This window comes from Paenibacillus stellifer, assembly GCF_000758685.1.
GTDB classification, from domain to species: domain Bacteria; phylum Bacillota; class Bacilli; order Paenibacillales; family Paenibacillaceae; genus Paenibacillus_AQ; species Paenibacillus_AQ stellifer.
Window position 1 is genome coordinate 1,817,964 of record NZ_CP009286.1, and the last position, 22,742, is coordinate 1,840,705.

Sequence of the window (22,742 nt, forward strand, 5' to 3'; positions counted from 1 at the left end):
GTTCCCTTTTTATTTTGCACTAAAAAACCCTTGATTTCTCAAGGGTTTAGCATTCATATATGGTCGAGACGACAGGATTTGAACCTGCGACCTCTTGCTCCCGAAGCAAGCGCTCTACCAAGCTGAGCCACGTCTCGATACTGGGAAGTAATTCACATTGTTTGCCCGAACAATAAGTGATTATACGCCTTATTATTCTGATTGTAAATAGCTATTTCCAGACCGGATGGCAGCTTCATGTGGCGGATTGTTATGGCCTATTGGCTGACAATGGTATTTTAATATAAATGTGTACTTTAGGTTACTTTGGTTGATGAGCGGATAAAAGATCGATAAAACATCCATTTTGTAAAACAGATGTTAAATTTTATAAAATAAGAGAATTTTGGTAAAAAATCATTGACACAAAATCCCATTGCAAGGTAAATATCTTATATAAAATTATTTGTAAGATAAATTATCGATGTGAGGGGGAGTGGCTTAGTGAGTAAAATGTTTGTTCGTTCATCAAGTGTCTCAAGCGGCACTAGTCAAGCGGTCTATCAGCTGGTTTCAAATGTAACGGGTCATAGGATCGAAGATTTGAATCCGGATATGTATCTGGAAGATGATCTCGGACTGGATTCCATCAAAATGATTACCTTAATGAATGAATTGCTCGGATTGGTTCCGGCAGAGCAGATGGATGATTTTACGGCCACATACCCGCTGACTGTCTTGATGGGTCTGCAAACCGTCGGCGATCTTGTGCAGATTTTTGAGGAATGGGAATTTGCCCGGCAGGAAGAGGCAGAGGTACAGACTGCGGTTAGCACTGCGCTTCAAGCGCAAGAAGATATCTGGCCTCAGCCTGCTGCAGTCCAGGTCCATTCTGCTGCCCCGGATCTGCGTGAACAGTTGAAAATAGAAGTGTGCAGGTTGATCTCCAACATTACTGGACATAAGTCTGAAGATCTACATGCGGATATGGATCTGGAGAGTGATTTGGGCCTGGATTCCATTAAAATGATTACCTTAATGAGCGATATGGTCTCATTGCTGCCTGCCGATTCATCCGGTGAAGTCAACGAAAGCAATATAGTGACGTCGCTCATGTCTGTGCAGACGGTTGGAGATATCGTGGAAATGCTGGCCGTCCGCAGCGGGGGGAACAGCGGTACCCTGGCAGTTACAGGTGATGAGAACACTATAGTGGCGGAGATTCCTGAAAATGAGCCCGAATTTCTTGAAATATTACACTCCCAATATTTATTTCTGATCACCTATTTGTCGGTGGCCAACCTGACCATAACGTCAGGAGTACGCCTGCGGGGGAGACTGGATGTCGAAAGCCTGCGGAAGTCGTGGGGTGAGCTGATCCTCCGCCATCCTGTACTGCGGGCCGTGTTCATCGCGGAACCGGCGAACACGAGCCTGAAGGGGTATCGTCTCCAATTACTGAAGGCAGTGGTGCCGCCGGAAATTCCCGTCCTGGATATCAGACATCTGGATGAACAAGCAAGGCGCCGGTGGATTTCGGAAAGGTTCGAAGCCTCGCTAAATGAGAAATTTGATATCACCCGCTGGCCGCTGCATTCTTTGTCCGTTATCCAGACGGCCGACCTGGAATATGAGCTGATTCTGGACATCAACCATATGATCTCGGACGGTCTGGGCAACCAGCAGATTCTGAAAGAAATATTGGAAATTTACGAAGATGATTCGTATAACAACGAAGTTAAACTAAATCCTGCGCTGCCAGCCAGGGAATATAACCGTATTGTATCTGAAATCAATGCCTGGAATGCTCCAGAAGAGATGGAGATGCTGGACCGGTATCTGCAGCAGCAGGGCCGTGGAGCCTATTTCTTCAACCCCTACGGGGCAAGCCGCAAGTCAGATGCAGCAGGTGCTGCCGGAGCCGTCATTCATTCCCGCAAATACTGGATCAGTGAGGAAATAACAACACGGCTGATTGCCTCTACCAAGACCTGGCGCACCTCTCTCTTTATTCTTCTGGTCAGCGCATATCTGAAGACGATCAAGCAGCAGGGGGAAGAGCGGGATCGGATTATTCTGAATCTTCCGACAAGCGGCAGGCTGTACCCCCACACGGATGCTTCGGAGGTGCTCAGCGCCTTTGCCCAAAATCTTGCACTCAGCTTCACCTGCGAGGATGCAAATGAAGAATGGGAAACCTTAATTAACAGAACACATGAAGAATTCACCAATCAATTCACCTCAGGCATAGACAGGGCTCAGACCTACAGAGCTGCGCAGTATGCTAAAGACACGATCCATCTGCAGAACGGCGTTATGCCGGAAGCGGTGGCCTCCATGATCCGCTCCACGTTGAAATCAAACCTATATCTATCATTTGTTGGCAATACATCCATACACAAGCAATACGGAGATTACGAAGTTTATGATTATGAGGCTTATACAGGAACCAATCCGGGAACAATTGACTGCTTGGCCGAATTGTTTCAGGGCAGGCTGATGATCACGGCTAACTATGACAGCAGCTTCTTTGAGGATGATTATATCGGGAAGCATATGGACAGGTTTATGGACAACCTCAACCAGCTTGCCGGAACGGGACCTGTGGGCAAGACGGTGCTTGCCGCAGCACATACCGAAGAGCCGCATAGCGCGGAAATAAGAGAGCGGCTGTACGGAATCGTCCGGGATAGTTGCGGAACGGCGCTTGACGAGGAAGCACTGTTCAAGGATATGGAGGCAGAACTCGGGATGGATTCCCTGCAGCGTATCCGGCTGGTCGCCAAGCTGGGCAAAGTATACGGGCATGCTGACAAGGCGGCATTGCTTGAATGCAGGACGCTGAATGAAGTAATTACCCATATTACACATGCAAATAATGCAATTAAACCGGCAGGCCGTGACGCTGCATTAGAGATTCCCTATCTCCACATTTCCCGTCAGTGCAAGGCAACTCCCGATGCGGTTGCGATATTGGACGGCACCAGGGAGGTAACCTACCGTGAGCTGGATGAGCAGTCCAACCGGCTTGCGCATTATTTAACTTCACAAGGGGTGCGTTCGCAGAGCCTGGTCGGCATTCTAACATTCCCGGGCCGTCTTATGCTGACCGGAATTTTGGGGATATTGAAAGCGGGAGCGGCTTATGTGCCGCTTGATCCGATGTACCCCGCTGACCGGATCGAATATATCGCGGAGCATGCGCAGCTCAGTATCCTGCTCACGGAGCAGTCGCTGCAACAGCAGGCAGATCCTATAGTGCAGAAGAGTCCTTCTATCCGGAAAGTAGTCTACCTCGATGAAGGGTATGAAGCCCACGGCTATTTTGAACAAGCGGGAACGGAGGAGTGGCAGAGCTGCTCCGCCAGCGATCTGCGGGTGGACAGCGCCCCGCATGATCTGATGGTTGTTCTGTATACATCGGGTTCAACCGGGAAGCCCAAGGGAGTCATGCTGAATCACCGCGGCTATATGAACCGGCTGGAATGGCATCAGATGACCTTCAGACTGCAGCCGGGCGAACGTGTGGCTCAGAAGACCTCCTGCTGCTTCGATATTTCCGTGTGGGAGCTGCTGTGGCCGCTGATGTATGGCGGAACGGTATGCCCCGTAAGACAGGAAATTGTCAAGAATCCCTGGAGCCTGGCCCGGTGGATGACGGACACCGGAATCAATGTCATGCATTTCGTGCCTTCCTTGTTCGGCGAATTTGTAGATTCATTGGAGGATGAGAGCTATACATTTCCTGATCTTCGCTGGTTGATTTTCAGTGGCGAGGGGCTGCCGCTTCGCCCGGTGCAGAAATGGATGGACCGCTATGGAAGCAAGACGAAGCTGGCTAATCTGTATGGTCCTACCGAGGCTTCGATCGATGTTACTTGCCACATCATTTCACAGCGGCCGGGTTCAGCTGGTGAGATGAGCATTCCCATCGGCAAGCCGATTCCCGGCGTGTATATCAAAAATCTGGATGAGCACATGCATGAAGTGCCCGAGGGTGAACTTGGCGAGCTGTGGATCGGCGGCATTCAACTGGCCAAAGGGTATTTGTACAACCCGGAAAAAACCCGCGAAGCCTTCCATCCCAACCCGTTTCCGGAGATTCCGGGAGAATTTATTTACCGCACAGGTGATTTGACCGTCAAAAGGGCGGACGGAAGTTATGAGTACCATGGACGCACCGACAACCAGGTGAAGCTGCGCGGTTTCCGTGTGGAGCTGGGCGAGATTGAAGCTGTGCTGGGCAGCCATGACCATGTGGCCGAGGTGGCGGTGATTGTCACTCAGCCCTCGCCCGGGCAACAGCTGCTGCTTGCCTGCCTGGCTGGCAAGCAGGTGCCGGACCAGGAGATCAAAGATTTCGCCGTCCGCAAGCTTCCGTATTATATGATTCCACATCGGCTGGAATGGCTGCCCAGGCTGCCCAAGAATCCGAACGGCAAGCTGGACCGCAAGGCGCTGAGTGTTAGGTTCAGCGGGATAGGGCAGACACCTCAAGCTTCAGAGCTGCCGGTTCCCCCGGCGGAGCGTGAGCCGCTGAGCACAGGGGAAATGCTCCCGCTTGCGCCGGCACAGAGCTGGCTGATGAATTATTTCGATGATCCTTACTGCTGGGCGGGCTATACCCGCTTCCTATACAAGCAGCCGCTCGATTTCCAGCAGTTCAAGCAGGCTGCCATGATGCTGAACCGGCGTCATGACGCGCTGAGAAGCATTCTGGAGCGGAAGGATAACGGCTTTGAGCTTAGGTTCCTGCAAGGAGAGCTAGGGGACAATGTGGATTTCTATGATGGAAGCCATATGGAAGAGGCTGAAAGAAATGAAGAAATTCAGACGATTCTGGCAGAAGCGATTCGAGGGTTCCGGGTGGACCAATGGCCGTTATGGCGGATCATTGTCATTCAGGTATCAGAAGCGGTCTATGAGATTGCGGCAGTCGGGCATCACCTGATTTCGGATGTGATCACGAATCAGCTGCTGCTGCAGGAAATCTGGCAGATTTACGCTTCGCTGAGCCCGGGAACCCGGCACATCAGCTTACCCGATGCGAAGCCGTTTGCCGATTTTGTCCGGGCGGTCCAGGAGAAGAAAAGAATCCATGGGAAAGAGTACGCAGACTACTGGTCCACACATTTCCCTCCGGAATCCGTGTGCAGGCTGCCGGCAGATTTCATCAAGGGACCCAATGACGAGCAGTCTGCTGCGACTTTGCGCTTCACTTTTGACCGGGAGCAGACGTCGCTGCTTCTGACCAGGGCCAAGAAGCATTTCAACAGCAATTTATATCCGATTTTGCTGGCTCCTCTATACAAGGAGTTGAGCGTTTTCTTCGGACAGCCGGAGGTTGTCGTGAGCCATCGGGTGCATGGAAGAGAACTTGGCAGCGGACAAAATTTCATGCAAACACCAGGCAACTTTGCTGTGAATTTTCCGCTCGGAATAAATGTGGAGAAGGGCAGCCAATGGAATAATCTGATCGCAAGCATCCGCAAAGGGCTCGAAAATGTGCCGCTTGGCGGAGCGAGCTATGATCTGGTATCCGAGAATCTGCCGCGCTACATGTACCCGGATGTGAAGCTGACTCCAATCCGGGCGAACTATCTCGGAAACCGGGATGCTCCCCGCCTGCCGGACCTGGAATTTACCAGAGAAGGCATGGACCGCAGATTTTCACTGCCGGGTCAAAAACGGATATCGGTCATTGAATTCTTTTTCTCCATTGAAGAAGGGAAGCTGACGGTTGAGATCGAGTATTCGGCTAATCTTTATGCCGCAGCAACGATCCAGACTCTGGCTGAACAGTATAGGGAGCAAGCCCTTGAGCTTCTGGCGTCCATTCAGGATACTCCGGTGCAGCCTCCGGCTCCCAGAAAAGGACTGCTGGCTGGTAAAGTAGCGGTCATAACGGGCGGCAGCAGAGGCATCGGACGGAGCATAGCCCTGTCCATGGCCGGTGAAGGGGCCGACATTGTACTGGTATCCAGATCCGGGCAACAGCTTCAGGAGGCTGCGGATGAAATCCGCCGGCTCGGCGTAAAGGCCATGTCCATATCCGCCGATGTGAGTGACGCTCCAAGCGTCAATAAAGCGGTTGAACAGATTATCGGAAGCTTCGGCCGTATTGATATTCTTGTCAACAGTGCCGGAATTACCGGTATGGCGGCGATGGCCGACATGAGCCCGGAGGCGTGGGAGTCGATCATTCAGGTGAATCTGCTTGGAACCTATCATTTTTGCTACGCGGTGATCCCTTATCTGCTCAAGCAGAAGCAGGGCAAGATCATCAATATCGGATCGGATTCCTCATTTATCGGCTATCCGATGATGAGCGCTTATGCGGCATCCAAGCACGGGGTGCTCGGACTGACCCGTGCACTGTCAGAAGAGCTGAAGAACAGCAATATTCAGGTGAACGCGGTGTGCCCGGCGCTCGTGGACACCGATATGGCGCCGGCGGCGTTCAAGGGGCGGGCGATCCCTCCGTCAGGGGTTGCGGACTCGGTGTTGTTATTGGCCTCTCCGCATGCGGACTATATTACCGGCGAGGCTGTACAAGTCTACGGTAAACAGGATATGCACTGGTTCGGGGCACAGCAGATGCAGATGCTTCAGGCCGTGCAGCGCAGACAGCCGTAATGGGGGCGGCGTGATGGAACAGAAGGCGCACAAGGCAGGGAAGCTGAATGATCTTTTTGGAGGCGGGAAAGCCATTATTTATGGTATCGCCCTTTTGGTAGGCGTCTCCGTTGGTGTCATTAATCCGCTCTCCACCACGCACATGACGGCGAATCATGGAGAAGAAATATGGATAGGGGTGATCTCATCCTCCTATTTTTTCTTCATGGCGCTCGGTTCCATGGTTGCAGACAGAACGATGAGAGGTACCGATATGAAGAGGGTCATTACGTCAGGCCTGCTGCTTACGGCGGTCTGCTCGGCGCTCTTCCCTCTGTTCACCGTGAATGTGGTTTGGCTGTTGCTGATGTCACTTATGGGTATAGGCATCAGCTGCAACATGATGGGACTTCAGACGGCGCTCCACAATCTTACGGGTGAGAAAAGCCTGGGAATGGTCAGCGGATTGTACAGCCTGTGTTTTGCGCTAGGGATGATTGCCAGCTCTGCACTTGCGCCTATGGTCTATGACCAGGTGGCCTGGCTGCCGTTTGCGTTCAGCTGCTTCTGTCTGGTGCTTGCTTCAGCCGTTATCTATTTTAAACTGCCGGGTAAACTGATCATTCCCGGGCGTGCGGGGAAAAAGGTGCTGTCCAAAATCAGCCAGCCGCTGTTCGGCGCTTTTGTCTACGGGTTCGGCGAAACGATCGTCGTGTCCTTATATCCTCTGTATCTGATCCGTGAGCATGTTGCCGTTGCCCAGACGGGTTATGGATTAAGCGTCTTTGCCGTCGGCAGCATCCTCGGCTTGCTGCCGGTCACCTATCTGGCTGACCGGATCGGATGCAAGAAATGCCTGATCTTATGTGCAGCTATCTCGATCTTTACTCTTCTGGGCATTGTGACTTCCGGCAGCATGCCTTTAAGACTGCTGTTCTCTTTTGCTTCCGGGTTCATCATCGGCCCCCTGTACCCTTTGGCGATGGCGCTTACGGTCCAGGAACTGACGCCAGAGGAGAGATCCTCCGGGAACGCTTTGTTTACTACATTTTATGGCTTTGGATCAGCGGCGGGTCCGTTTTTATCCTCAGTAGTCATGAATGCATGGGGGAATCAGCATTTATTCACCGTATGCATGCTTCTGTTCTGCCTGTTCCTTGCCCATGCGGCAATAACAAGAAAAGGATCGAAAGTAAGGGTAACAAAGGAGGAAATATTGTGAGCAGTTCCAAACGGAAGAAACCAGAAACCAAGCTTTCCATCCTGAAGGGCGAAAATATCACTGGCAGATTTACGGAAATGGAGAATCTGGCCAATGTGCTGGTTCACGTGTCCGGCAATCAAGACCGGGGCATTACCTTCCTGCAGAATGATAATTCAGAGTTCTTTCTCTCCTATCAGGCCCTCCTTGAAGGCGCAACCTGCCGTCTGGGCGGCCTGCAGGAGCAAGGCTTTACATCAGGCCAGTATGCACTTATTTTGCTGGAGGACAGCCGGGAATTCGTTCTTACGTTCTGGGCATGCATCCTGGGCGGAATTATCCCCGTACCGGCCTCCTATCCTGCCTCTTCGAAGGTCATCAATACCTCCCTCAGCAAGCTGCAAGCGATTTGGGAGGTCCTGGAACGGCCGCTGATCATCTCGGACCACAGCCTCGCAGAGGCAAGGGATGAGATGGAGACAACGCTGGGAATCGGCGGCCTGCGCGTTCTGGAAGCCGCAAAGCTGGATACAGCCGGACGGTCCGGGACCCTTATGCTGGCCGGGCCGCATACTCCGGCGATGATTCAATTCAGCTCCGGGAGCACAAGTGTGCCGAAAGGGACTATTTTAACCCATGATAACCTGCTAACCAACATTGAAGCGATTATCTCCAGCTCCGGGATGAGGGAAGATGACCGCTCTCTTGGCTGGATGCCGTATCACCACGATATGGGACTGATCGGTTTCCATCTGTCCACGCTGGCTTGCGGAATTAACCAGTTCAATATGACGCCGATGAAATTTGTAAAAAGGCCGACCCTGTGGCTGGATATGATCGACAAGCACCGGATTACCTTCACCGGCTGCCCGAATTTCGGGCTTCGGCTTGTCAGCGGCAGAGTGAAGGAAGAACAGTTGAAATCCTGGGATCTAAGCTCAATCCGGTTTCTCTATAACGGTGCCGAGCCTATATCGGTCAAGACAATGCGGGAGTTTATGGACAAATTCGCGCATAGCGGGCTAAAACGCACTGCGATGTATCCCGTATACGGAATGGCAGAGGCCTGTCTGGCGGTCAGCTTCCCCCGGCCAGGCGAAGAGCCGCTGGTCCATTCCGTCAATCGCGAGCGGCTGGTCGGTGAATCGCGGATTGAGGCCATCGACGAGAACGACAGATGTGCTTCATTAATAGCCGATGAGGGTTACCCTGTGACGGGCATGGAGATCCGGATCGTGGACGATGCCTCCGGTGCAGTAGTTCCCCAAGGAACGGTAGGAGAAATTCAAATTCGCGGCCGCAATGTAACTTCGGGCTATATCAATAACCCGGAGGCTACCACGCGGTCATATCAGGACGGATGGCTTAAGACCGGCGACACCGGTGTTGTTCTGAACGGGCGCTTATCGGTAATCGGAAGAATTAAAGACATTATCTTTGTCAACGGCCAGAATTTCTTCGCGCATGACATTGAAGGGGTAATGGAGGAGCTGGATGGGGTCGAGCCGGGCAAGATTGCCGTGTGCGGCTGGCATGATGAACAGGAAGGACAAGAGAGAGTCGGGCTCTTCTCAACGGTACGGCTGCAGGAGCAAGAGGTTAAGCCGTTCTACGCCAAAATACTCCGTCATGTGAACGAGGTCTTCGGCATCGCTGTAGACTATGTGTCTCTAATCCGCTCCATTCCCAAGACGACAAGCGGCAAAGTGCAGCGGTTCGTTCTTGTAGAGGCCTTCAGGAAGGGAGAGTTCCAGGATAAGTCGTATTCCGCCGCGTATTTCACGGAGGAAACTAAGGATGCCGACTCTATACCGGCACAGTCGCTGCAAGCGCCGTCCCCTGTGGCCGCTCCCGGAGCCTTTCTGGACAAAATTCGCGGTGTCTGGGCTGAAGTGCTGGGCCGTCCGCCTGAAGCGATTCCATATAACCAATCCTTCATGTCCATGGGCGGGACATCGCTCAAGGCGATACAGATTCTGGGAGCTTTGGAGGATGAACTGCGGATTGAATTGACCCATGATCTGCTGATCAAATGCCGCACCATTGAGGAGATGGACAGCTATGTGGCCCGCAGGGTGAATATGGGCGGCAATCCGCTCTCTGCCGGGGAGCGGCAATCCACTGCCGTTCAGGGAACCGATAGCGGCGATGCCGATATTGCTGTGATTGCGATGGCCTGCCGGTTCCCGGGTGCTTCAAGTCCGGAGGAATTCTGGAACAACCTGCTGCAGGGGAAGGATTCTATCGGTGAAGTGCCGCGGGACCGCTGGAATATCGACGATTATTACAGCCCCACTCCGGAATTCGGCAAAACCTACTGCCGCAATGGCGGGTTCCTTGATAACCCTTATGGCTTTGACGCCGCTCTGTTCGGCATCTCCGAGGATGAAGCGGCGGTGATGGACCCGCAGCAGCGGATCGTGATGGAGCTGGTATACGAGCTGATCGAACGGGCCGGATATTCGCGGCAGCAGATGAATGGCAGGGATGTCGGGCTATTTGTCGGAGCGGGCGGCAATTCCTATTTCGAATATCACCTGAATACTTTGAACCGAATGAACCTGCAGAGCTTTGACAGCTTCTCTACGCTGACCAGCGTGCAGCAGGAGCGCATTATGGAAGAATGGAAGCGGAAGCTGGGGGTTACAGGAACCCATCCAAACCTTCTGGTAGATAATATAGTCAATATGATTCCGGCGCGGACCTCCCAGGAATTCAACTTCAAAGGACCAAGCATGGCGGTAGATACCGCCTGCTCCTCTTCACTGGTCACGCTGCATCTGGCCGCAGCCTCCATCCGCAGGGGGGAATGCGAATCCGCCATTGCCGGCGGCATTCATCTTATGCTGACGCCGACCTCCTATCAATACTTCAGCAGCGCCGAAGCCTTGTCTCCTACTGGACGCAGCAGTGTGTTCGCGGCTGATGCGGACGGCTTCGTTCCGGGCGAAGGTGCCGGACTGGTAATGCTGAAACCGCTGGAGCAGGCGCTGAGAGACGGCGATCCGGTGCTGGCGGTGCTGAAGGCCAGCAGTATTAGTAATGACGGGCATTCCATCGGCGTAATGGCTCCGAATCCGGACGGGCAAAGAGAGCTGATAGAATCTCTGTACATCAAGCACAATCTCAGTCCGGCGGATGTGCAGTATGTGGAGGCTCACGGAACGGGTACCAAAATCGGCGATCCGAGCGAAGTTAGAGCACTGGACAGTGCCTTCAAGCGCTGGGGGCTGCTGCGGCAGTCAGTTGCCATTGGATCGGTGAAATCCAATATTGGCCATCTATTGGGAGCAGCGGGCATTGCTGGCTTCATCAAAGTGGTGATGGCGCTGCAGAACAAGATCATGCCGCCGCAGATCAATGTCTCCGCTCCGAACCCGATGCTGAAATTTGAGAAGACGCCGTTCTATCTGCTTACCGCAGCCCAGGAGTGGTCGGTGGCCGAAGGAAAGGCCAGAAGAGCGGCGATCAATTCCTTCGGCTTCGGTGGCACGAACAGCCACATGGTGGTTGAAGAAGCGCCTGCACAGGGCTCGGCAATTGAAACGGAGCGGCCGGTGCGTGCCAAGCATGTTATCGGGCTGTCCGCGCAGACTGAGCCGGCACTGCTGCAGAAGATGCAGGACCTTGCGGCATTTCTGGAGCAGCACGGGGACTATCCGCTGGCAGATGTCTGCTACACCGAGAATGCCGCGCGAACCGCATTGCCGCATCGCTTCTATACCGTGGCAGATTCGGTTCAGGATCTCATCAGCAAGCTGCAAACCGGAGTCCCGGCCACTGCCCCGGTTTCTCATTCACCCGCAATTGCCCTGATGTTCACGGGACAAGGCTCGCAGTATGCGGGCATGGGTAGAGCGCTGTACGAAGGACTTCCTGCCTTCCGGAAAAATGTAGACGCCTGCTCCGCAGCGTTTGAGCCTTATCTGGACCTGAAGCTGACGGACCTCATCTATGGCGGCGAGGCCGATGACGGACGGCTTGCCCAGACGCAGTTTACCCAACCGGCTGTCTTTACACTAGACTACGCGTTTGGATGCTTGCTGCTGGATGGTGGCATCCGGCCTGCTTATATGCTGGGTCACAGCATCGGAGAATGGACAGCCGCATGCCTTGCGGGCATCGTCAGTCTTGCCGATGCGGCGAGACTGGTCGCCGTAAGAGGCAGACTCATGAGCGGGCTTCCGGCTGCCGGAGCCATGGCTGCCATATTCACTTCAGGCAGCAAGCTGGAAGAATTGCTGCAATCCTTTGCCGGTTCTTTATGGGTTGCCGGATACAACGTTACGCATCAGGTGGTCTCCGGCAGCAGCGAGGCGGTCGAGGAATTCCTCTCCGTGCTGCAGACAAAGGGAATCGGGGGCAAACGGCTGAATGTGTCCCAGGCCTTCCACACTCCGCTGATGACCCCGATGCTGGAGGCGTTCAGGAAGGAACTGGAGGCCACTGTATTCCATGCGCCGCTGATTCCGGTGATCTCCAATGTCACTGCCGAAGTGATCGAAGGTCCGCCTGCGCCAGAATACTGGATGCTCCATATCCTGGAAGCCGTCCGCTTTGAACAGAGCCTTGCTTACGCGCTGGATCAGGAGGTCTCGGTTCTGATTGAATGCGGACCGGGCGCCATCCTCGCCGGGATGGCAGGAGGGCTGCAACACCCGGGCAAGCCGCAGGTGCTTCATGCCCTTAGCCGCAAAAAGGACCCATGGGACACCTGGCTTGGCCTGCTCGGCCAGCTGCATTGCCTTGGCGCCAGACTGGACTGGGCGGCTGTGGAGCAGGGCGGTCTTTTCCGTAAAGTACCGCTGCCGGTCTATCCTTTTGAGCATACCATCTTCAAGCCCGATTTCGGTGATGACTCCGGCTCAAACTCTGCTGTAAATGCAAGGAAGTGGCTCCATGAATGGAAATGGAGACCTGAACCGCTTGCGGAAGACAACAGCCTTGCGGCCGGCGCGGTGCTGGTGTGGAAGGGGGATACGGAGTTTGGAAGGGAACTGGAGAGCATGCTCGACACTGAGCGCAATCCTGTCTTTTATGTAAGCTTCGGCAATGAACCGCATTATGACGGGGACCGGAGCTTCACCATACGGATGGATTGGGAGGAAGATTACAGTGCCATGTTGCGCCAGTTGCCGTGCATTGTCTCCACAATAATTCATTTGTCCAATTACGCGCGGGAGAAGCAGGGGAGCCCAGAGCTTTTAACGGATATCCAAGCGGTGAACGATGGAATATGGAGCCTTTATTTCCTCGGCCAGGCTCTGGTGCGGCAGGGGCTGAGCGATGTGCAGCTAGTCATTGTGACGAATAAAGCGTTCAGGCTGGAGGGGGATCTGGAAGCAGGTCATCCGGCTCAGGCGGCAGCGGCTGCAGTGGGCCAAGTCATTGATCTGGAGCATGAAGGGATTCATGTCTCGGTGCTGGATATGAACAAGGAGGACTATGTTTCTGGCCAGGAATTTGCCGCCGCCCTGCACGCTTCTCTGATGCTGAGGGTGGATGGGGAATCTGTCGCTGCGATCCGCAGCGGTACCGTGTATTCGCGTAGCCTGGAACGGATGCCGGAGCAAGCTGCCGGGGAAGTGTTTGAGCCATGCAGCGGCGAGACCTACCTGATTACCGGCGGCACAGGGCTCGTCGGAAGCCGGATCGCCGAAGCGCTTGCCCGGCAGGCGCAGATCAATCTGGTGATTACCGGCCGCAAGCCTGTTCCAGCCAACCCTCAGCTTCTTCTAGAGCTGGAGAAGCTGGGGGCGCAGGTGATGTATGCGGCAGTGGATGTCACCAGCCGAGCGCAGATGGAGGAATTGCTGGCCCGCATTCATGACGTCTATGGACCGCTGCATGGTGTTATTCATGCGGCCGGCCAGATGGAGTATGCTCCGCATAAGCTGCTGGCCCGCAGCCAGGACGAGATTGAACAGGTGCTGGCTCCCAAGTGGCAAGGCACGATTATTGCGGATCTCGTCACCCGGCAGGAGCCGCTGCGATTTTTTGCCGCCTTGTCCTCTATCTCGGCTTCCCGCAAAGCCTGGGCTTCCGGACTTGGGGATTATGCCGCGGCGAACGCGTTTTTGAACGGCTACTGCACTTATCGGGGAGGGGACAATGCGCCGGGGCGTTCCTTGTCTATTAATTACTCCCTCTGGAAGGATACGGGGGCCGGAACGGATTTCGGCAAGCTGGTTGAGCTCACCCTTAAGGGACAAGGCTTGCAGCCGCTTGCCCATGAAGCAGCAGCGGCTGCTTTTCTGAGAGCCTTGGCCTCTACCGGGTCTGATATTGTTCATGTGCTCGACCTGGTGGAGCCGAAGGCGCAAAAGGAAAATTCCACACTTCTCCCAGACAGCAGGAGCCTATGCGGGTGGCGGAAAGACCGTTCGTCCACCGCTCCGTTAGAGAAATCAAAGATATTGTCTATCAGGCCATCAGTGAGGAATTGCGGATATCCATCCGCCATCTGGATACGGGCATGAATTTCACGGAGCTGGGTCTGAATTCGGTTGGAGCGACGCGAGTGGTTGCCGATATTGGCGGCAAGCTGGATACAGAGCTTTACCCGACCTTGATTTTTGAATATCAGACGCCGGAAGCCCTGGCCTCGCACATTGCGGAGCAGTTGACTCAGGAATCAGCAGCTTATGCCGCTACAGCTCTGGAAACAGCGGGCGGAGCTGTTGAACCGAGACCGGAAGAGCGGCAGGACATCGCCATTATCGGCATGGGTCTGCGCATACCGGGGGCGAACAGCCTGGAGGAATACTGGGAGCTGCTGTACAGTGGCAGAAGCGCCATCCGTGAAGTGGCTCCCGGCAGATGGTCGGATGACAAGCACGTGAACGCGGATGCAGGCGTGCTTCACACCTCCTATATCGGCAAGGGCGGGTTCATCGACGCCCCGTATGATTTTGATCCGCTGTTCTTCGGCATGTCGCCCAAGGAAGCGGAGTCTACAGATCCACAGCAAAGAATATTCCTGCAGATTTGCTGGGAAGCCTTGCAGCAGGCAGGATACGGCGGAAAGTACCGCACCCGCAAAATAGGGGTGTTCGCAGGCTGTGAACAGAACACCTACATGGAGCATTTCGCAAATTACCGTTCCTTTATGCTGATTAAGGAACGATTGCTGGACAGCCCGGCTTTCAGCGGGATGCAGCCTGCTGAGCGGCAGGAGATTCTCGCCCGAATCTCCGGTGTGCTGGAGCCTGCACGGCTGGTCGCCGATGTTGTTGCAGGGAACGGCCTGAATGAAGTGGCCGCGCGGGTCAGCCATTGCCTCAACCTGAGCGGGCCGAGCCTGATCGTGAATTCCGCCTGCTCCTCTTCCCTGGTGGCCATCCATATGGCCTGCGAGAGTCTGCGGACCGGACAGTCGGAAATGGCGCTTGCCGGAGGGGTGAATCTGAACCTTAGCCCAACGCCGTTCGTGTCGCTGAGCCGGGTAACCGCGCTGTCTCCAACAGGCGAGTGCTATCCGTTTGACCAGCGGGCGAACGGAATGGTTCTGGGGGAAGGGGCAGGCGCTGTGCTCCTGAAGCCGCTTCATGCCGCACTGCGGGACGGCGATCATATTCACGCGGTAATCAAGGGCTCGGCGATCAACAATGACGGGCGTTCCCAGGGTATTACTGCACCCCGGCCACAGGGGCAGGCCGAAGTGATCCGCGAAGCGTTTATGCGGACCGGCATTCATCCGGAGACGATATCCTATATCGAGACACATGGCACAGCTACACCGTTGGGAGATCCGATTGAGATTGAAGGCATGACACGGGCGTTCAGCAGCTTTACGGACAAGAAGCAGTTCTGCGGCATCGGCTCCGTAAAATCTTCTGTCGGGCATATGTTATCTGCCGCAGGGGTGACCAGTCTGATCAAAGTGGTGCTGTCCCTCAAGCATCAGATACTTCCGCATACAGTAAATTACGAGCAGCCTAATCCTAATATTGATTTCGAGCGTTCACCTTTTTATGTCGTCGATAAGCATCCCCGGCGATGGGAAGCCGCCGGAGCAGCTCCGCTGCGGGCCAGCGTGAACGCCTTCGGGTTTGGCGGAACCAATGCCCACGTCATTCTGGAGCAGGCGCCGCCGGAGGCGGTTGTTCTCCCTGATTCGCTGCAGCCTGCCCCGCAGCTTCTGCTGCTTACGGGCAGAAGCGAACTTGGTCTCAGACAGGTTGCGGGCAAGCTCCGGGCCTATCTTGCAGATAATCAAGAGGTTAGCGCTGCTGCCGTCTGCCGTGCGATGAACCGTTCGCAGAAGGAATTGCCGGTTAAGGCAGCTGCTGTCGTAACCTCCAGGGAGCACCTGGCCGGCATTCTCTCGGTTGTCGAAGACGGAGGGAGCTTGGCCGAGATCCTGAGAGGCCGGGCTAATCCGAACAGAACGACTCCGGTCCAATGGGTGCTTGACGGCGGGAATGCCTTGAACGGCCAGGAATTGGCTGCTGTCAGCGTACGGTTCCCTGGCTTCGGCCTGGCTTACCAGGAGGTCATGGAGGCAGCGGGTGGAGCAAGCCCACAGATCGAATGCCTGGCCATCCAGTTTGCGCTTGGCAAGCTGCTTCTCGATGTTGGCATCCGTCCTATGGCTATACTGGCCGAAGGGGCCGGTATTCTAGCAGCCTTGATGCTTACGGGACGAATTACGCTGCGCCAGGCGGTTCTGTTCATTCAGGACGGACGGGAGCCGGCAAGAGATTCTTCGCCTATTCCCGAAGGGCTTGTGAAGTGTGCGGTGGTCATTCCTTCAGGCATCGTTGATCAGCAGTCCATGGATGGCCTTTGGCCGCTGATCGCAGAGTCCATGGTGAACGGTCTGGTACGTACAGACGTTGAACAATCATTGGAAGCGGGCGATACGCTGCTGATCTGCGGCAGCCTCCGCCGCCGGGACAGCATGTCCCTTGAGAGTATTCGCGGAGTGCAGACCATCTGCCTGCTGATTGAGCATGACCCTGTGGAGAATTTACTGCGGGCAATGGCAGAGCTGTATGTGCTGGGTGTGCCGTTTGATCCGGCAGGACTGTCAGTTCCAAGCGGGCGGACTCTGACCCTGCCGACTTATCCATTTGAAAATGCGACCTATAAGGCGCAGTTCGAGGATGAAATTTTGCTGCCTCAAGCATCAGGGACTCCTTACGTTGATCCGAATTCCAGAAAAGGACTCATAAAAGTAGAGGTATAAAAGGAGAGGGCCATCAGCAAGGGCGCCAAAATATCTATGATTATACTATCATCGGTTATTATTGTGCTCATTCTGCTTGCTGGAGCGCTATTCACGGCGAGCGGCGTATTTAAGAAAGCGAAATACCTTGACCCCTGGAAACGTGATTACGCTGACCAATTCGAAGATCCGAGAGTGAAGCTTACAGCCTATGGCTTGCTTGCTCCTAACGGACACAATATGCAGCCCTGGAAGATTCGTCTCGACAAGCAAAATCCGCTTAAGTTCTCTTTGTACAGTGACAATACACGCCTCGCGCTTGCATCCGATCCGGTGGCGCGGCAAACCCTGGTTTCCCAGGGGACCTTTCTGGAATATGTGAGGGTTGCCGGAGAACAGTTGGGCTATCAGGCGACGATCAGGCTTTTTCCGGAAGGGGAATATGATGAGCAGAAGCTTGGCGAGAGTATGGACCAGAAGCCTGTAGCGGAAATAACGCTGTTGAAGGTACAGCCTGCGGCTAATCCGTTGTTCGATTATATGTTCTTGCCGGATACGAACCGGATGGCCTATAAGCCTGACCCTTTGACTGCGGAGCAGCGTCAGCATCTTGAGCAGACTAATACGGATGAGGCTTTGAAGTTAACCTTTATGGATGCTTCGGCGGACATCAAGAAGCTGGGGGAATACGGTATTGAGGGTACAGACATCGAAACCGGACTTAAGCGCATGAATGAGGAGTCAGCACAGATTTTTCGTTCGAATGAGAGCCAGAAGAACAAATACCGGTACGGTTTTTCGTTTGAGGGGCAAGGAACCACGGGCGTGAAAAAGCATCTGCTGCAAGGCCTCATTACGATCTTCCCCTCTTTTAATAATGCGGAAGCTTCGACCAAGCTCGCCGTTGATGCGGCCCGGACGGCTGCCCAACATACTCCGGCGTATGCACTGATTCTCAGTAAGGACAACAGCCGTACTAGTCAGGTAAAAGCAGGCATGCTCTACAGCCGGCTCATTCTCGCCGGACATGAGCAGGGACTGGTCATGCAGCCGCTGAGCCAGGTGCTGGAGGAGTATCCGGAGATGAAGGCGCCGTATACCCGGATTCATCAGGAGTATGCTCCGGGTGGTGAAACGATCCAGTTACTGGTCCGCCTGGGCCAGCCGACACAGGATACGCCGCTCAGCATGAGAAGGGCGGTTACCGACCTGATTGCAGACTGAGCGAGGCACATCTGTCATTAATCAAGGAGCATCAGTATGCCGCTTCTCCTTCAGGACCGTAGATTGACACGGCATTGCCAACCGGATAAACCGGGAATAATTGACCGTCTACCGAACCGCCGGAAACACAATAGAAGCCAGAAACAGCTGGCTTTTATTGTGTTTTTTTGACACCAATTCAGCAAGCATCTAATCAGTTCAAACGATGTTAACCTTTCGAATACAAGAAAAACCCTTGATTTCTCAAGGGTTTAGCATTCATATATGGTCGAGACGACAGGATTTGAACCTGCGACCTCTTGCTCCCGAAGCAAGCGCTCTACCAAGCTGAGCCACGTCTCGTTGATAATCCGGCATACAGTAGATTGGGCCGAACAGTTTACTATTATACTCATTATCGCGGTAAAAGTAAATTTATTTTACTATAAGCCCGCTCCATATTCATTTGCAGTCACTTCGTACAGAGATGGTGTTAGGAGATCAACCGCTCAACTTGTATAATAACCCATAGCAGCATAATTTGCGGCTGGACAGCCGGCCGACGGGGGAGGATCATTGCAAATGGATTTGGGCTTGAAGGGGAAAAAGGCGGTAATCACCGGAGGAAGCAAAGGAATCGGACTGGCCACGGCTCTACTGCTGGCAGGAGAAGGAGCGGATGTGGCGATCATAGCCCGGACGCTTGAACCGCTTCAGGAGGCGGCGAGGCGCATTGCGGAAGCGACGGGCCGGGAGCCGCTGATCGTGCAGGCCGATATCTCGTCGGAGGAAGGCGCGCGCGAAGCGGTGGAGAAGGCGGCCGGTTATTTCGGCGGGCTTGATATTCTGGTCAACAACGCGGGGACGTCCGCGGCCAAGCCTTTTGAGGAAGTGGACGGCGCTTCCTGGGACGCGGATCTTGATTTGAAGCTGCTGGCAGCGGTGCACTGCTCACGGGCTGCCATTCCGCATATGCGGGACGCGGGAGGCGGCGCGATTGTCAACGTGACGGCGGTGAAGGGCAAGGCTCCATCCGAGTCCTCGCTGCCGACGTCCGTCAGCCGGGCGGCGGGGCTGGCACTGACCAAGGCGATGAGCCGGGACCTGGCAGGAGCGAACATTCGCGTCAATGCGGTGTGCATCGGGCTGATCCGCAGCAACCAGATCGAGAAGAAGTGGAAGCAGGCGGCTCCGCAATTAAGCTGGGAGGAATTCTCCGCCGATCCCCGGCATAACATTCCGCTGGGACGTATCGGCGACGCCCGGGAAGCGGCCAATGTGATCGGTTTCCTGGTATCGGAGGCGGCATCTTATGTGACGGGAACCGCGGTGAATATCGACGGGGGATCGTCGGCCGTGCTGTAGCCCTTCCCGGCTGCCTCATCGGAGCTCAGCCCGCTGGCAGCACGGATTGACAGAGCCTCCGGGCGTGGCTATAATTGTGATGTTAAACTGTGAATTGTATAGCGGATAATACGCTGATGAAATGAAGTACGCCGATTACCACCCTTCACCAGAGAACGGATTCCCCGGATATAGACATCCGGGCGCTGCGAGAATCCGGAAGAATGGCCGGCGGAAAGCTGCTTTCGGAGTGCAGGTGTACAAGCCTGCCGGATGGCCCCGTTAACGGCCGTAACAAGGCGATCGCCCGCAAGGCGGCGCACGGTGAGCATCTGAACGGTTCTAGCAGCTGCAATCAGGTTCCCGGGGCGTCAAGGCGATAACCAGGGTGGTACCGCGATATCAATCGTCCCTGAATTCATTCAGGGGCGTTTTTTGTTGTTCATTTTACCGACGGGAGCTGTTAATTGAAATGAAAGCTAGTGAAATCCGTTCCAAATGGCTGGAGTTCTTCGCCTCCAAAGGCCACAAAATCGAGCCCAGCGCATCGCTCGTTCCCCATAACGATCCTTCCCTTCTGTGGATCAATGCCGGGATGGCTCCGTTAAAGCAGTATTTTGACGGACGCGTGAAGCCGGAAAATCCGCGCATTGCCAATTCGCAGAAGTGTATCCGTACGAACGATATTGAGAATGTGGGCAAGACTCGCCGCCACCATACGTTTTTTGAGATGCTGGGCAATTTCTCCATCGGCGATTATTTCAAGGAAGAAGCGGTGACCTGGGCCTGGGAGTTCCTGACGGGCAAGGAATGGATCGGCTTCGACCCGGAGCGGCTGTCCGTTACGGTCTATCCGGAAGACGAAGAAGCGTTCAAGCTGTGGAATGAAAAAATCGGCATCCCGGCCGAACGCATCATCAAGCTGGAGGACAATTTCTGGGATATCGGCGAGGGACCTTGCGGACCCTGCACGGAAATCTTCTACGACAGGGGCGAAGCCTACGGCAGCGATATGTCCGATCCGGAAATGTATCCCGGCGGCGAGAACGAGCGCTACCTGGAAGTCTGGAACCTCGTCTTCTCCCAGTTCAACCATAATAAGGACGGCAGCTACACGCCGCTTCCGAACAAGAACATCGATACCGGCGCTGGTCTGGAACGGTTCTCTTCCATTCTGCAGGATGTGGATTCGAACTTCGACACCGACCTGTTCCAGCCGATCATTCAGACGACTGCCAAATTGGCCGGCGTGACTTACAAGGAGAATCTGGAGCAGGATGTCGCGCTGAAGGTTATCGCCGACCATATCCGGACGGTTACGTTCGCGGTTGGCGATGGCGTGCTGCCGTCCAATGAAGGACGCGGCTATATTATCCGCCGCCTGTTGCGCCGCGCGGTCCGCTACGGCAAGACGCTGGGTCTTGACCGTCCGTTCCTGTACGAGCTGACAACGGTTGTTGGCGATGTCATGGGTGTCTACTATCCGACTGTCGTGGAGAACCAAGAGTATATCGCCAAAATTATCCGCACCGAAGAGGAACGCTTCCATGAGACGCTGTCCGACGGGCTGGCCATTCTGGGCGAAATCAGCGAACGGGCCAAGTCGGAAGGGAAGGACACGATCAGCGGCGCTGATGCATTCAAGCTGTATGATACCTACGGCTTCCCGTTCGATCTGACTGAGGATTACGCCGCCGAGCAGGGGCTTAAAGTGGACCGCGAGGGCTTTGACACCGCCATGCAGGAGCAGCGCGACCGCGCAAGAGCGGCCCGCCACGACAGCGGCAGCATGAAGGTCCAAGGCGGGGCCTTGTCCGAGCTTACGGTTAAAAGCGAGTTTGTTGGTTATAATGACCTCGTAACCGAATCGAAGATCGCCGCGATTGTCGTTGGCGACGAAGTGGTTGAGGTTGCGGGTGAAGGGCAGGAGGCTCAGGTCATTCTGGAGTCGACTCCGTTCTATGCCGAGAGCGGCGGCCAGGTCAGCGACCGCGGCGTGCTGACAGGCGGTTCCGCCGTAGCCAGAGTGAACGGGCTGTTCAAGGCGCCGCGCGGGCAGCATGTCCATATCGTAACGGTAGAAGCCGGAGAGCTTCGGGTTGGTGATACAGTTCGCGCCGAAGTGGACCAGGCGGAGCGCGAGGACATCGTCAAGAACCACACCTCTACGCATCTGCTGCACAAGGCGCTGAAGGAAGTGCTCGGCGGACATGTCAACCAGGCGGGATCGCTGGTGGAAGGCGCACGGCTGCGCTTTGACTTCTCCCATTTCGGCGCCATTACGCCGGAAGAGCTGACGGAGATCGAGCGCAAGGTCAACGAGCAGATCTGGCGCGCGCTTGATGTCGTGATCGAGAACAAGCCGATCGACGAAGCCAGAGCGATGGGTGCAATGGCACTCTTCGGCGAGAAGTATGGCGACATCGTCCGCGTCGTCCAGGTCGGCGATTACAGCCTGGAGCTGTGCGGCGGCTGCCATGTGCGGAACACCGCGCAGATCGGCATCTTCAAGCTTGTGAGCGAGAGCGGCATCGGCTCCGGCGTTCGCCGTATCGAGGCGGTAACCGGACGCTACGCCTACCAGTTCACGGAAGGCCAGCTTGATGTGCTGAAGCAGGCGGCCGCGCTGCTGAAGTCCTCGCTGCATGATGTGCCGAAGCGCATCGAGGCGTTGGACGCACGGGTACGCGAGCTTGGCCGCGAGAACGAATCGCTGCAGTCGAAGCTCAGCGCCGCAGCGGCTGCCGAGCTGACCAGCAGCGTGAAGACGGTCGGCAGCGGGGTACAGGTGCTGACCGCGGCCGTCCAGGCCGGAGGAATGGACGCGCTGCGTTCCATGGCCGACGAGCTCAAGGTGAAGCTCCCGACGGCTGTCATCGTGCTGGGCGCAGCGGCGGATGACAAGGTGAACTTCGTCGTGGCCGTGCCGCAGGCGCTGGTGAAGCAGGGGTATCACGCCGGCAAGCTGGTGAAGGAAGTCGCCGCAGTATGCGGAGGCGGAGGCGGCGGCCGTCCGGATATGGCACAGGCCGGCGGCAAGGACGCTTCGAAGCTTGCCGAGGCGCTGGCCAAGGCGGAAGAGCTTGTAGCGGCGCAGGCTTAACAGGCTGATATTGACGGCTGTTCTTGGGAGCAGGAGCAGCCTCAGGATGAGGGACTGAGGACAGAAAGCTTAAAAATAAATGGGGCAGCGGGATCATATCGAGAGAGCTCTCGAATATCCCGCTGCCC

7 protein-coding genes and 2 tRNA genes are annotated in these 22,742 nt (G+C 55.1%); 7 read left to right on the forward strand and 2 right to left on the reverse strand.

The window, feature by feature from the left end; all coding sequences use genetic code 11:
* Positions 1-60: 60 nt before the first annotated feature.
* Positions 61-137 (reverse strand) — tRNA-Pro (locus PSTEL_RS08175).
* Positions 138-492: 355 nt separating this feature from the next.
* Between PSTEL_RS08175 and PSTEL_RS08180 the strand changes: the two genes are divergently transcribed.
* The 5 genes from PSTEL_RS08180 to PSTEL_RS27535 are packed head-to-tail and all read left to right on the forward strand — an operon-like array spanning position 493 to position 18,188.
* Positions 493-6,615: a non-ribosomal peptide synthetase gene (locus PSTEL_RS08180; protein WP_156996019.1), complete on the forward strand. Its 6,123-nt coding sequence runs from the start codon at positions 493-495 to the stop codon at positions 6,613-6,615.
* Positions 6,616-6,628: 13 nt separating this feature from the next.
* A complete protein-coding gene (locus PSTEL_RS08185) occupies positions 6,629-7,816 on the forward strand; it encodes an MFS transporter (protein ID WP_038694600.1) in 1,188 nt (395 codons plus the stop codon).
* Positions 7,813-14,274, forward strand: coding sequence for a type I polyketide synthase (locus tag PSTEL_RS08190; RefSeq protein ID WP_169744551.1), 6,462 nt, complete (start codon positions 7,813-7,815; stop codon positions 14,272-14,274). Before PSTEL_RS08185 ends, PSTEL_RS08190 begins: the two co-directional genes overlap by 4 nt.
* Positions 14,163-16,985, forward strand: a complete 2,823-nt coding sequence (locus PSTEL_RS27530; RefSeq protein WP_169744552.1) for a type I polyketide synthase — start codon at positions 14,163-14,165, stop codon at positions 16,983-16,985. Before PSTEL_RS08190 ends, PSTEL_RS27530 begins: the two co-directional genes overlap by 112 nt.
* Before the next feature lie 36 nt (positions 16,986-17,021).
* Complete coding sequence (locus PSTEL_RS27535) at positions 17,022-18,188, forward strand: Acg family FMN-binding oxidoreductase (protein ID WP_038694601.1); 1,167 nt, start codon at positions 17,022-17,024, stop codon at positions 18,186-18,188.
* A 265-nt stretch (positions 18,189-18,453) separates the two neighbouring features.
* Here PSTEL_RS27535 and PSTEL_RS08200 read toward each other — a convergent pair.
* A tRNA-Pro gene (locus PSTEL_RS08200) sits at positions 18,454-18,530 on the reverse strand.
* 219 nt (positions 18,531-18,749) lie between these two features.
* Here PSTEL_RS08200 and PSTEL_RS08205 point away from each other — a divergent pair.
* Both PSTEL_RS08205 and alaS read left to right on the forward strand, forming a co-directional pair.
* Complete coding sequence (locus tag PSTEL_RS08205) at positions 18,750-19,532, forward strand: SDR family NAD(P)-dependent oxidoreductase (protein WP_038694602.1); 783 nt, start codon at positions 18,750-18,752, stop codon at positions 19,530-19,532.
* A gap of 451 nt (positions 19,533-19,983) precedes the next feature.
* Positions 19,984-22,614, forward strand: a complete 2,631-nt coding sequence (alaS, locus tag PSTEL_RS08210; protein WP_038694603.1) for an alanine--tRNA ligase — start codon at positions 19,984-19,986, stop codon at positions 22,612-22,614.
* The last annotated feature ends 128 nt before the right edge of the window (positions 22,615-22,742 follow it).

Excerpts from the sequence above, each read along its gene's own strand:
- PSTEL_RS08185 (WP_038694600.1), top strand. The coding sequence starts at position 6,629 with ATGGAACAGAAGGCGCACAAGGCAGGGAAGCTGAATGATCTTTTTGGA.
- alaS (WP_038694603.1), top strand. The coding sequence starts at position 19,984 with ATGAAAGCTAGTGAAATCCGTTCCAAATGGCTGGAGTTCTTCGCCTCC.
- PSTEL_RS08180 (WP_156996019.1), top strand. The coding sequence starts at position 493 with ATGTTTGTTCGTTCATCAAGTGTCTCAAGCGGCACTAGTCAAGCGGTC.
- PSTEL_RS08205 (WP_038694602.1), top strand. The coding sequence starts at position 18,750 with ATGGATTTGGGCTTGAAGGGGAAAAAGGCGGTAATCACCGGAGGAAGC.
- PSTEL_RS27535 (WP_038694601.1), top strand. The coding sequence starts at position 17,022 with ATGATTATACTATCATCGGTTATTATTGTGCTCATTCTGCTTGCTGGA.